General features: G+C 42.0%; 11 protein-coding genes. 5 read left to right on the forward strand and 6 right to left on the reverse strand.

Features of this window, described 5'->3' with window-relative positions; genetic code table 11:
- Window positions 1–14: 14 nt before the first annotated feature.
- Window positions 15–1,535, reverse strand: coding sequence for a fumarate hydratase (locus tag VME0621_RS06940; protein WP_038225844.1), 1,521 nt, complete (start codon window positions 1,533–1,535; stop codon window positions 15–17).
- Window positions 1,536–1,713: 178 nt separating this feature from the next.
- Between VME0621_RS06940 and pabB the strand changes: the two genes are divergently transcribed.
- Complete coding sequence (gene pabB / locus VME0621_RS06945) at window positions 1,714–3,084, forward strand: aminodeoxychorismate synthase component I (protein ID WP_062457716.1); 1,371 nt, start codon at window positions 1,714–1,716, stop codon at window positions 3,082–3,084.
- On the opposite strand, the gene VME0621_RS06950 is transcribed toward pabB, so the two are convergent.
- From VME0621_RS06950 to VME0621_RS06965, 4 genes are all read right to left on the reverse strand, one after another.
- The gene (locus tag VME0621_RS06950) at window positions 3,085–4,791 is read right to left on the reverse strand and encodes an ATP-binding protein (RefSeq protein WP_062457310.1); all 1,707 of its coding nucleotides are present in this window, start codon (window positions 4,789–4,791) and stop codon (window positions 3,085–3,087) included.
- 7 nt (window positions 4,792–4,798) lie between these two features.
- Window positions 4,799–5,338, reverse strand: coding sequence for a heme NO-binding domain-containing protein (locus VME0621_RS06955; protein WP_062457307.1), 540 nt, complete (start codon window positions 5,336–5,338; stop codon window positions 4,799–4,801).
- 155 nt (window positions 5,339–5,493) lie between these two features.
- Window positions 5,494–6,930, reverse strand: a complete 1,437-nt coding sequence (locus VME0621_RS06960) for a hypothetical protein (RefSeq protein WP_197498250.1) — start codon at window positions 6,928–6,930, stop codon at window positions 5,494–5,496.
- A 24-nt stretch (window positions 6,931–6,954) separates the two neighbouring features.
- Entirely contained in the window at window positions 6,955–8,928 is a 1,974-nt protein-coding gene (locus VME0621_RS06965) for an EAL domain-containing protein (RefSeq protein ID WP_062457302.1), read from the reverse strand.
- A gap of 159 nt (window positions 8,929–9,087) precedes the next feature.
- Here VME0621_RS06965 and VME0621_RS06970 point away from each other — a divergent pair, with 159 nt between their 5' ends.
- Window positions 9,088–9,441, forward strand: coding sequence for a hypothetical protein (locus tag VME0621_RS06970; RefSeq protein ID WP_062457299.1), 354 nt, complete (start codon window positions 9,088–9,090; stop codon window positions 9,439–9,441).
- A 108-nt stretch (window positions 9,442–9,549) separates the two neighbouring features.
- Window positions 9,550–9,930: a hypothetical protein gene (locus VME0621_RS06975; protein WP_062457296.1), complete on the forward strand. Its 381-nt coding sequence runs from the start codon at window positions 9,550–9,552 to the stop codon at window positions 9,928–9,930.
- A 14-nt stretch (window positions 9,931–9,944) separates the two neighbouring features.
- On the opposite strand, the gene VME0621_RS06980 is transcribed toward VME0621_RS06975, so the two are convergent.
- Window positions 9,945–10,814 (reverse strand): sigma-70 family RNA polymerase sigma factor, encoded by an 870-nt coding sequence (locus VME0621_RS06980; RefSeq protein ID WP_038225860.1) that lies wholly within the window; start codon window positions 10,812–10,814, stop codon window positions 9,945–9,947.
- Window positions 10,815–11,123: 309 nt separating this feature from the next.
- Here VME0621_RS06980 and VME0621_RS06985 point away from each other — a divergent pair, with 309 nt between their 5' ends.
- Both VME0621_RS06985 and VME0621_RS06990 read left to right on the forward strand, forming a co-directional pair.
- The gene (locus VME0621_RS06985) at window positions 11,124–11,459 is read left to right on the forward strand and encodes an Hpt domain-containing protein (protein ID WP_062457293.1); all 336 of its coding nucleotides are present in this window, start codon (window positions 11,124–11,126) and stop codon (window positions 11,457–11,459) included.
- Window positions 11,460–11,477: 18 nt separating this feature from the next.
- Window positions 11,478–12,071 carry a CoA pyrophosphatase gene (locus VME0621_RS06990; RefSeq protein ID WP_062457290.1) on the forward strand — a complete coding sequence of 198 codons (594 nt, stop codon included), beginning with the start codon at window positions 11,478–11,480 and terminating at the stop codon, window positions 12,069–12,071.
- Window positions 12,072–12,235 lie beyond the last annotated feature (164 nt).

The raw sequence follows: 12,235 nt of genomic DNA on the forward strand, positions 1-12,235 counted from the left end.
TTTTTCTAAGCGGATTAAGAAACTTTTTCTGCTTCCGCTATCTTAACTTTCCACGTATCTGGACCAATTTGGTGAGCATTCGCTCCGCTTGAATCTACCGCGACAGTCACAGGCATATCTTCTACTTCAAACTCGTAAATAGCTTCCATACCTAAGTCTTCAAACGCAACCACTTTGGCTTTCTTAATCGCCTTAGCTACCAAATATGCCGCACCGCCGACAGCCATTAAGTACACAGCCTTGTGCTCTTTGATAGACTCAATCGCCGCAGGACCACGCTCCGCTTTACCAATCATGCCAGTTAGTCCAGTTTCAGACAGCATCATGTCAGTAAATTTATCCATACGAGTTGATGTTGTTGGGCCAGCTGGTCCTACTGCTTCGTCGCCAACGGCGTCTACTGGACCTACGTAGTAGATAAATTTGCCTTTAAAGTCGACACCTTTTGGCAAACCTTCACCACTCTCCAACATCCCTTGAATACGTTTGTGCGCTGCATCACGACCTGTCAGAATTTTCCCAGAGAGCAATAGAGTCTCACCTGTTTTCCACTCTTGAACGTCTTCTTTGGTGATAGTGTCAAGATTCACTCGACGAGTATTTTCGCCAGCTTCCCATGTAATATCTGGCCACTCTTCCAATTTTGGTGGCGTAAGCTCTGCAGGGCCAGTTCCATCGAGAGTGAAGTGAACGTGACGGGTTGCCGCACAGTTTGGAATCATACACACAGGCTTAGAAGCTGCGTGAGTTGGTGCGGTTTTGATTTTAACATCGACAACGGTCGTTAAGCCGCCCAAACCCTGAGCACCAATGCCCAGTTTGTTGACACGGTTAAAGATATCAAGGCGAAGCTCTTCTTCTGCATTAGAAGGACCACGTTCGATAAGCTCTTGAATATCGATATGCTCCATCAAAGATTCTTTTGCAAGTACTGCCGCTTTCTCAGCCGTACCGCCAATACCTATACCCAACATACCTGGTGGACACCAACCTGCCCCCATAGTAGGTAAGGTTTTCTCTACCCATTCTGCGATGTCGTCAGATGGATTAAGCATGACCATTTTGGTTTTATTTTCAGAACCACCGCCTTTTGCTGCGATTTGAATTTCAACTTTATCCCCTGGCACCATATTGATATGAACCACAGCTGGCGTATTGTCTTTGGTGTTAATACGCTTACCTGCTGGATCTTTTAGCACAGATGCACGCAACGGATTATCAGGGTTGGTATAACCCTGACGAACGCCTTCATCGATCATCTCTTGAACAGTTAGATCAGAGTCCCATTGGACATTCATACCAATGTTCACAAAGCAGGTAACGATACCTGTATCTTGGCAAATTGGTCGATGACCTTCTGCGGACATGCGCGAGTTAATGAGAATTTGCGCGATGGCATCTTTTGCCGCTTGGCTTTCTTCCTTTTGATAAGCTTTATCTAGGGCTTGAACAAAGTCGAGGGGATGGTAATACGAGATGTATTGCAATGCATCAGCAACACTACTGATCACATCTTCTTTACGAATAACCGCCATTGAATACCTCTTTATAATTTTAGCTTCCAGAATTACGAACTTTCTTTGAACCTGTACCACGCCTTAACCCGCAGTATTTTCAGGGATAATTGTCCGACTTTTTATTGTGAAAATATGATACTCTTGCTTTCCACTATGCGCCATGAGTGCGACAACGTTTCTGTCACAATTTAAGCAAATGAACACAAAAGAAAGACTATCTATTCAATTCGTTGACCTTCCTTATTACCAAGACCTAGCCCGAGACAAGTTTGCTGAGATTGAGCAACTTCCTTGGTCAATGCTACTGAAATCGTCAGACGCCAGTCATGAGAACAGCCGATTTGATATTTTGGTTTCTCAACCGGTCGCAACCGTCGAAACGTTTGGGGCTATCACCAAGGTTATGGTTGGAGACGAAGTGTCAGAAAGTGACCAAGATCCATTTGCCATCGTTAATGATTTGATAGAGACCTTGGTTGGCTTCAGAAAAGATTCTACCAACTGGCCATTCATTGGAGGTGCGGTTGGTTACTTTGCGTATGATCTAGGACGCAGAGTGGAACGTCTGCCAATAAAAGCAGAAAACGACATCCAAGCCGCCGATATGTCTATTGGTATTTACGATTGGGCATTAGTCGTTGACCATCAAGAACAGCGAGCTGCCATCGTAGGTAGCAACCCTGAATTTCATAAGCAATGGTTAGAGCGCCAAGTCTCCCTTCAAGAGAATCCGTTTACGTTGGTGTCGAATTGGCAGTCCAACATGACCAAGCAACAGTACCAAGACAAATTTCTTTCAGTACAAAACTACCTCTCTGCTGGAGACTGCTATCAGATTAACTTAGCGCAACGACACCAAGCTCAATATACTGGTAGTGAGTGGCAGGCATTTAATCTGTTGGACAACCAGAATCAAGCACCGTTTAGTGCCTTTATCCGAACCAACGATAGCGCGATAATCAGTGTTTCCCCTGAGCGTTTCTTACAGCTTCATCAAAACTGTATTGAAACCAAACCAATTAAAGGTACTCGACCGAGAGCAGTCGATGTGGAACAAGATAAAGCGTACGCAGAAGAGCTACAAGCAGCGACCAAAGATCAGGCAGAAAATTTGATGATTGTGGATTTGCTTCGCAATGATATCGGACGAGTAGCAACTCCAGGCAGTGTTAAAGTGCCTAAGCTTTTTGATATCGAAAGCTTCCCTGCTGTTCATCATTTGGTAAGTACAGTAACTGGTGAATTGGCTCCAGAATACTGCGCTACAGACCTTCTTAGAGCTTGTTTCCCTGGGGGTTCAATAACTGGCGCACCTAAAATACGAGCCATGGAAATCATTGAGGAACTAGAACCTCACACTCGCAGTGTATATTGCGGTAGCATTGGCTACATCAGTGCTCATGGCGTTATGGACACTAGTATTACCATTCGAACACTCATCGCAAAACAAGGTCAAATCTATGCTTGGGCCGGTGGCGGTATAGTAGCCGACAGTGAATGTGATGCGGAGTATCAAGAAACCTTCGATAAATTAGGTAGAATTTTGCCAACCCTTGGCAACCTTTAGTCAGAGCGCATCTAAACCAGAGCTTGGCCCCCATTTGGAGAGTGTGAGGGTCAAGTCTTTTGCGGTATAAGGTTTGGATAAGATGTCATCCATACCCACATCATAACAAGTTTGTCGTTCTTCTCGTGTTGTGCCTGCGGTTAGTGCCACGATGGGTTTGGCGTAGCTTGCATCTCGTAGTCGTTTCGTTGCTTCAAATCCATCCATCACTGGCATTCGACAATCCATGAATATGATGTCGTATTGCTGATTGGTCGCATGTTCAACCGCTTCAAGGCCATTAACAGCAAGATCAGGTGTGATACCGACTTTGCTCAGCATTTTAGTAATCACGACCTGATTCATTTTGATGTCATCAACGACAAGCACTTTGAGTGCTGAGAAGTCTTGCGCGATGATATCGAGATTTTGTTGCACGCGTTCCTTCTCATCTACTTCTTCAATACCTACTGGCAAAAAGCCAAAGAAAGTCGTTCCTTCGCCTACTTCACTTTTGAGTGAGATAGAGCCACCCATTAGCTCAACAAGCCTTTTACAAATGGCTAAACCCAAACCAGTACCTTCGTAATTTCGTGAACTCGAACGATCTGCTTGAGTAAAAGGTTGAAACAGTTTCTTTTGAGCTGATCGGCTAATACCAATTCCGGTATCGACCACTGAAAAGTCAAACCCTTTGTCTTTTAAGCTTACGGTGACCTTAACACTACCTTCATCGGTAAACTTGATCGCATTACCAATAAGGTTTACAAATATCTGAGTCAGACGTTCTAGGTCACCTTTTAGTCTCTTATTTTCGAACCCCTCCGAGCAAACAGTGAATCCAATTTGCTTCTCTGCAGCTTTATGTTCAAAGATGCTGCACAACGTTGACTGAAGATTGGTCCACTTGAACGTAGAATCTATTAACTCCAACATACCAGCATCAATTTTACTAAAGTCCAGCAAATCATTGATGATCGACCTGAGTAATTGACCTGATTGACTCAAGTTAGTGTGCAACTCCTGTTGAGCTCCTTTTAAGTCAGTATCAGCAAGCAGTTCAACACTACCGAGTAACCCATTTAGTGGCGTTCTTAACTCATGATTGATCATTGCAAGAAATTCACGGGTAGAACGCTCAGACGCTTCTGCACGCTCTTTCGACTTAACTAATCTAAGGTTAATCAGTTGCCGTGTAATCGAACTCGATAACAGCTCACAAACCAACGACATTTGGCTCTCAATAAACGCGAGGTCAAAATCTTCCCCGACGAGCCTTACTTCCAGTTTTCCAACGTTTTTCTGCTCCACTTGAATCGGAATAGAAGCTTTCAACATCGGAATATCACTGTCTTCATCGTTCTGAATTGACGATTTGAAGCGATTATTGGTGAGCGTAGGAGTCAAATCATCAGTCAGTTCAATGTGATAACAGATGCCCTCAGCGGCTTCACTTAGTTGCTTGATCAAATCTGAGAGCAACACATCATCAAGGTTGCTGCGCAGAAAGGTCCTTCCAAAATGAATAAGAATACGTTCAATGTGCTGTTGAAATTCAAGTCGCTTAAAGCTTGCTTCAGAACGCTGCTCAACCTGCTTCAACGCTACTTCTAATTGTTGGTTAGCGTTAAACAATTCTAAACTCTTTGCTTCAAGCAAACTCTCAGCCGCTTTCCTCGCGGCTATCTCACGTTTAAGCTTTCTTTCAATCGCTGAACTACTTGTCATTATTTCTTTACACTAAAGATAGACTAAACCGAACGACGCTTCCGTCTTCTGTTTGAGGGCTCATTTTGACCTCCAATGTTTCTCCAAAATAGGTGGCGCAGCCTTCAATTAAACCCAAGCATACGTTAGACATACAGCGGGCGCTTTGATAATCCATGACCATTTCAGTTTCTGTCTCACTAATGAAATGAAATTTTGGAGGTTCTGCATCGGCATAGAGTTTTTTCACCTCAACATGAATATAATCCTCTACATGGCGGATAAATTGAAATGTTGATGCACTTTGGCCAATGCTGGCGCCTTCAGGTATAGATGCGAGTAACGCTTTGAACACTGTTTGTCCAAATACCTGCTGTAGGGTGTCAGGTGCAATATCTGTCTTTTTACTTAGGTTAACAATAAGCTTTACTAGGTCTCGATGATCGTAGCTACCTACTGCGGTATAAACACCTTCATCTCCCGACATTTCAAGTACTTCGTCCAACACGTCTAAACCGAACTTTTCTTCAACGAGCTCCATAAATTCGGTAAAAATGATTCCTTTCATAGCCAATCTCCCCAAGGTTGAGAGGTCAAATTCTCTCTTGCCGATATTGAGCCTTATCTTTGCTAGACTCGATGAGTATTTCGTTTCCTTTATTAAGTTCTAGAACATTATTCATACTAAATCCAAGTTAATCGTGTTCACAATCAATAACCTAGTTAAATAGTGATTGATGAAAAACCTAATGTTCCATCATCAAAACTCAATGTTAAATTCAGCTGTGTTTGCGCTTTGCGGTTCACAGCCCATAACGTAAAGGTGTTCATGTTGTTTGCTGTGACTAACCCATCACTACAATTAACATCGATATGTGCGATACGTTTATGAACTCGCCTACTCAAAAGAGCTTTAATCTCTCGAGTCGACACTTCCCAATAGTTACCAGTTTTAGTTTGAATACAATTATCGAAAATTAGGTTGGGCATAAAGATCAGATCAAAAGTTAAATAGCCGTCACTACTATCTCCATCCTCGCCAGAGAGAGAAAGTTTGCCGAGGCCTTTACTACGATTGACAGAAGACAACGTCAAATCCCCTTCGCTTTCTGACTTTACTTGAACCAAATCAGAGTGCTCGAATACTAACTGGTGAAGGGATTTTGCACATTGATTGCTCACAGAGGTGGAGATCAAATCCCTTTTATTGACTTCAATGTCACACCATTTGTTCGACGCTTTCAGGCTCGTTTGCATCGGCACTGCTTGCATGTGTGTTATGAAAATTCCAGTCGCAATATATTCCACCGCGTCAGACAACAAATAAATATATCCTTTTGACTCACTCTTAGGTTGACTGAAAGACCCATCTGGCAAGCGACGTAAGTAGCTCTCGTTGGAAAACGAATATACAGAGTCGGCGTAGACTATCGGACTTGCAAATTGCGAAGGAGAGCCAACTAGGTCTATCTGCTCTAACGCATTTCTTGAATGCATAGTATTTTCTGTTTTTACAATTAAGTTCTTTAACAGAATAAAATCAAGAGTTAGGACTAGCTCAAAACGCTGTTCATTAAATAGATTGAACGCTTCGACGATGAGAACACAAGACAAGGGCTGAGCACTGTTTATCGAATGCGGATGCGGTGATGAAACGAAACAAAACTCCTTGGTCAGTTTGCATTGATAGTTTAACGTGTCGGTTGAGACTGCTCTAACTTCGATTGCAATTCTAGAACTCCTCCTCCCTGCCTGGCCAAGTTTCTCATTCACAAGATGGACAAGCGCATCTCGACTGATAGCGATGGTTCCATCCGAAAGGATTGAGTAACCAATGGGGCTATTCTCAGGCCGCACTAGTTGAAATTGTTCAGGGACCACAATATGGGGCTCTGATAGTAGATTACATTGCACTTGCAGTGGCACACCTTCTATCAGGCATCGAAGTGACAACACTCCACCGAATTCCTTCTTCGGTAAGTAAGCATAAACTCCATTGCCATAATCCCTAAAGATCCCTTCACCACTTTCACAAAGTACTTGCTCAGGCGATAAGCCATTGAGCTTTTCAACATGCTCAACGAGGTAATCTCGCGAAAAAACGAGTAAACCAGATTGGAACTCAACAACTTGATGTCGATAGCTATCTACACTCATCATATACTCTAGTAAGTCTGGGAAAATTTAGTGTCGCTTAGTGTCAGAAGCATACTTAAGAACGTCTCGTACCTGACTTGATGTCAAGGGGCGATAAAAGAAGTAGCCCTGGATATAGTCCACGTCAATGGACTTTAACGTCTCCAATTCCGACACTTTTTCTACACCTTCAGCGACGACTTTAATATTCAAGTCGTGTGAGAGCTGACGCAACATATTAACGGCAAAGTATTTCTGCTTAACCTCATTGATATTGGTGATGAACTTGCGGTCGATTTTAAGTTCATCAAAATGAAAGTCGTTGAAGTATGAGAATGAAGAGCTACCCGTCCCAAAGTCATCAACCGCTATCTTGATTCCAGCTGAACGAATTTTCTCTAGCAAGTTGGCGTTATAGGCATTGTTTTCGAAATAGGCAGTTTCTGTAATTTCAATAGTCACATCGTCATTGGCTACTGGCGATCGTTGAATAAGCTCAAATAACTCCGCTAAATGAATCGAAGGCTGGCCTGATTCGGCAATTGAACAATTTAGTGACAACGAGAGCTTTTTAGAGATACCAGAAGTAATACCCACAAATTCTTCAATCGCCCGCTCTGCCACCATCAAATCAAGAGCCGATATCAGATTAAGCTCTTCTGCTAGGTGTATCATCTCTTGAACCGTGTAAGACATATCCTGAAAGCGAAATCGACACAGCGCCTCCAGTTTTACGATCTCTCCAGTATGGGTATCAACTATTGGTTGAAAGTTGACGTCAATGGATTTATTGCGGATCGCGTCAATCAGTAGCTGCTCCAAACGCTTTCTGCGTATATTGCCTTGAACCAGTTTTTCATCATAGAAATTGACGCTACTCACTTTAGAATCATGGACAAACATCGCTTGTACCGACTGCGATATCACTTCGTCGATACCACAACCATTAAAGCCATGAAGGGCAACGCCAACTTGACCATCAGCAATATCATTCACTAAATGGTCATCTAAGTACTTTCGCATACCCTTAAAAAACTGCTTAATACACGTGTTAATAGTGGCCAAGTCTTCAACATCACTTTCACGTATTTTTACCAGTGCTACGAAAGTATTGCGCCCTAAATAGCCGGAACTTGCTTTATCGTGTGACGACTTCAATGCTGCGAGGACCTTGCCACGTGATTCTTTTTCCAGCTCACTGTAGAAATGAGGCTTAAAGCTGATCACTATATGCTTGCCATTCTTCTTTGACAGCTCTGCTGCACTTTTTCTAAAAGACGCTTCATCCTGTGCTGTCTCTTCCTGAAAGTTCGTATTTACCGAGCTGTTGGCCGTATTTTCAGAAAAATTTTCACCGAAGAAAATGTAGACAAAAATATGTTTACCATCAGACAACTCAACTTTCTTTACACTGATTGTTTCTAGCCGAACTTGAGAGTCTCTCGCTCGGGTGATAACGGCTCCTTGCCATCGATTGGTTAGAGATATTCTTCCTTTGAATACGTCCATATGGTTAGCATCACTTTGCAGCAGTTGAATATCCGCTATGTTTCTGCCCAAAACGCTGATAGGAGAAATATTGTGCTCGTAGCACAATCGGTTGTTTGTGAAGAGCACATTATGGTTTTGATCGGTCACTAACACACCTCGATGCGGGTCGTCGAGCAAGTGTTCAATCATGGAAAATAAGCTTATTTGGGCTTGAGATTGAGATAGAAGCTCAACACTTCCTTTTACTTTGTTGTCCAAAATTAGATAGATTTCGAACTTAACAATAAACAAATCTTCTGAGGTAGTCTCAAGGGCAATGGGAACGGCCGCAGGTAGACCATTGAACTGGACATCCCTAATCAACAATAGAATTTGGTTTATATAGTCAATTGATGGTGGCTGCACTGTGGTTCGTTTTGTCTCACAATGCAAAACCTTCTGCCAGAACTCTCCTTTAGAAATTACCGAGGTAATCTCAGAGAGATCTTCCGACCAAAAAGTTTTCTTTTCGTCATGCATGGTAGAAAGCATTCGCTTCTCACTTTTATAATTATCTGCCAACAACGTGTTCAAAAGTAAACTAGGTAATAGGAATATGAAATCAAGTTAACTTAGGTGATGAATTAAAAGTTGAATACACCAAATTTATTCCTAGCTTGTTCACTAGATCTGAGAGAAAAGGAGCAAGTCATGCAGTACGTTTATGTCAATGACGTGTACGATGAACAATATCGGATAACGCCTCCTCTTCAAGGACAATTGGTGAGCGGCGATATTCCGGAGGAAGAGCTCGAAATAAGAGAAATACTTCGATGTTGGATTGATACTGGTTTGAGGCCGTTTCAAACTGCTAAAAAGTCGAAATTAGACTTCTGGTGGCACGCCAACAACTTTTCTCGGCTTAGTGTCATCTTGAACACATTGCTCAAACACAAAGCCTACTACTTCGCAGCAAAGCGGGTTGCCTCATTGTGGCGGTTTGGTTCAATTGAGAAAGCCTACCTGGAATACTTGCTAACAAAACATGTAGGCGTAAAGTCATAGGATTAATCAACCACCAAATGGAATTGCTTTTAATTTTCATTTAGCTAGATTATATTTAATATTGTCAATAGATAGCGGACGTTAGCCATACTGCTACCGTAGATAGGTATGTATAAGTATATAAACGATATTTTCGATACGGAGTATAACCAATCACTTCCTGAGCGAGTGGACTTTACCGAAAGTGAATTACCACTCGAAGAAATAGAAGTTAGGGAAATGGTCGAAGCTTGGTATCTATCAGGATATGCGCCGTGCTTTGAAAAGCACAAATCAAGTCTATCCAGCAAATTCGATGAACTTTCATTTGACACTGGCGAGAGTGCCGCTCGTTTGAAAAAGTTAGAAACGACTCTGATGCTTGTTATTAAGAATCAAGTATACAGAGCCGCGTTCAAACGTTTAATGACGACAATGAAGCCATCAAGCTCCAAAGCGAGATTAACGCTCTTATTAAAACAAGTAGAAAATGATTTAAAGATTCACTAACTATGCTACTTGAACTAGTTGATCCAGCCATCAAATTTTAGTTTGTTCTGTAATTTTTGAATCCCTTCTTGCTGCAACTGACGAACTCGCTCTTTCGACAGTCCAAACATTTCTCCCAGATTATCCAATGTAAGTACTTCCTTGCCAAATAAACCAAAGCGGTGAATCACGATATCACGGTATTTTTCTGGCAGAGAAAGTACAACGCTTTCCAGACTCTTCAACAATTTTTCATTGTGGCATAAGTCATAAGGTTCTGGGATAGCTTCAGAACGACAAGTTTCTAAACTTTGAAACTCTTTATCTATAGTGTCAACTGACGAACTGGATTCTATAAATCCGCTCATATGGATCAAGTCACTCACTTGTGCCTGAGATTTCAGCGTTTTATCAGCAATCTCCTTCACTGAAGGAGGACGTTGAAGGTCGGCAATAATCTCATTTGTCTGTTTCGACAGTCGATTGATTTCCTTGATAACATGCACGGGTAAGCGAACTGTTCGTCCCGTGTTCATCAACGACGACTCAATACTCTCTCGAATCCACCAGACCGCGTAGGTACTAAAACGAAATCCTTTCTCGGGTTCAAATTTATCAATTGCTTTAATCAGTCCTAAATTGCCTTCTTCGATGAGATCAAGAATAGTATGATTACTCAGCCCCCTCTTCGTATAATTTCTGGCAATTTTCACAACTAAACGTAAATTGGATTCAATTAAAACGTCTCGAGCAGCCTTGTCACCTCTGCGCGCTAACGTCGCATAGTGATACTCTTGTTCCGGTGATAGCAGATCAATACCCACAACGTCATGGATATATTTTGAGTAGAAGTCCGAACCACGCTCTTCATATTGCTTGCTAAGCCTTTCTGTCCTTGTGCTCATGATTAGCTCCTTTGTATGGCGCTGCTCCTAGCCAATTAATTATTATTGATGTGATCTAAGTCGCACGAATAAGCATAGACGCGTTTATGCTATGCATCAAAATTTAGTCCTATCGAATAAGCATAATTTCCTTAAAAATAGTAGAAAAGTATTAGAAATTTGGTTTTGTGGTCATTCAAGTTTAGATCTCTTGTTTCTGCAGATTTTAATTTTCTATGAACTATACTATTTTTGTAACTATCTGAAGTTGGTAGGTAATCTACTGAGGAACATCACTTATTCATTCTTTACAACAACAGGGACGCTACAATGATAGATTTTGAGGTCTTGCGCGGCTACATGGATAATGACGACGATATCATCGCCGCTGTATTCATGGCTTTTATGGAAGAACACGAAGATGGTGCGGAAAAAATCCAAACTTTGTTCAACGAACAAAATTGGAGTGAGTTATTTATTACCGCCCATTCATTGAAAGGCATACTAGCTAGTTTTGGTGAAACTAAGGCCGTCGAAAAACTCGAAGCTATAGAAGGTTTAACCAGAAACAGTGATGCTCCTAACAGCGAAGATATTCAGTTTGTTGTTCAAGAGCTCGATGTTATCAAGGGACAAATCAACGAATATCTCGCTTCCGCCGTATAACTAAGCAGTAAGGCACCAATGACTAAGCACGAATTTTTAGAACGATTTCAGTTACATCAGTTAGCGGGCTATCATGCTGGTTCTAAATCGAGGACGGAACATCTTGATCAATCAGCGCTCAGGGAAGCGAGCGTTCTTATCGGCTTAGTTGAAAGAAATCAGCGTCTTCATGTCATATTGACGAAACGCGCAAGCCATTTGAAGCATCATCCGGGACAAATTAGTTTTCCGGGAGGAAAAGTTGAAGCAGATGACCTAAACGCAACCTTCACAGCTCTTCGCGAGGCTGAAGAGGAAATAGGCGTGCGCTATGACGAAGTATCCGTCATCGGTCATCTCCCTCGCTTGGTCACCGTTACCCAGTTTAACGTGACACCCGTTCTTGCATTTGTGGACAGTAATTACCGCCCATCGATAGATGCTAATGAAGTGGATTTTCTATTTGAGGTACCACTTGAGTTTCTCGCTCACCCAGAAAACATGTCAACAATGCAGTTTATTGTGCGTGGAAAATCACACCGCGTTCTCTCTATTCCATATAAAGAGCACTTCATCTGGGGAGTGACCGCACAAATAATTGAAAGTTTACAAACACAGCTGCAACTTAGTTAACAGACCACCAACACCAGCCAATCGATTGCGTTATTTAGCATTAGTTTTACTAATGCATTGCAATAGTCAATCTAATCTCTGGCACGTAAAAAACGTGACCCAAATAACGAATCCATCATTAGTATCAATATCCCGCTACAAATCATGACCTAGATCTAATTTTC

Source organism: Vibrio mediterranei (genome assembly GCF_900088415.1).
In the GTDB taxonomy this organism is placed as follows: domain Bacteria; phylum Pseudomonadota; class Gammaproteobacteria; order Enterobacterales; family Vibrionaceae; genus Vibrio; species Vibrio mediterranei.

What these genes read in the sequence shown, in the direction of transcription:
- VME0621_RS06940 (WP_038225844.1), bottom strand. Translation starts at nt 1,535, where the DNA reads ATGGCGGTTATTCGTAAAGAAGATGTGATCAGTAGTGTTGCTGATGCA.
- pabB (WP_062457716.1), top strand. Translation starts at nt 1,714, where the DNA reads ATGAACACAAAAGAAAGACTATCTATTCAATTCGTTGACCTTCCTTAT.
- VME0621_RS06950 (WP_062457310.1), bottom strand. Translation starts at nt 4,791, where the DNA reads ATGACAAGTAGTTCAGCGATTGAAAGAAAGCTTAAACGTGAGATAGCC.
- VME0621_RS06955 (WP_062457307.1), bottom strand. Translation starts at nt 5,338, where the DNA reads ATGAAAGGAATCATTTTTACCGAATTTATGGAGCTCGTTGAAGAAAAG.
- VME0621_RS06960 (WP_197498250.1), bottom strand. Translation starts at nt 6,930, where the DNA reads ATGATGAGTGTAGATAGCTATCGACATCAAGTTGTTGAGTTCCAATCT.
- VME0621_RS06965 (WP_062457302.1), bottom strand. Translation starts at nt 8,928, where the DNA reads ATGCTTTCTACCATGCATGACGAAAAGAAAACTTTTTGGTCGGAAGAT.
- VME0621_RS06970 (WP_062457299.1), top strand. Translation starts at nt 9,088, where the DNA reads ATGCAGTACGTTTATGTCAATGACGTGTACGATGAACAATATCGGATA.
- VME0621_RS06975 (WP_062457296.1), top strand. Translation starts at nt 9,550, where the DNA reads ATGTATAAGTATATAAACGATATTTTCGATACGGAGTATAACCAATCA.
- VME0621_RS06980 (WP_038225860.1), bottom strand. Translation starts at nt 10,814, where the DNA reads ATGAGCACAAGGACAGAAAGGCTTAGCAAGCAATATGAAGAGCGTGGT.
- VME0621_RS06985 (WP_062457293.1), top strand. Translation starts at nt 11,124, where the DNA reads ATGATAGATTTTGAGGTCTTGCGCGGCTACATGGATAATGACGACGAT.
- VME0621_RS06990 (WP_062457290.1), top strand. Translation starts at nt 11,478, where the DNA reads ATGACTAAGCACGAATTTTTAGAACGATTTCAGTTACATCAGTTAGCG.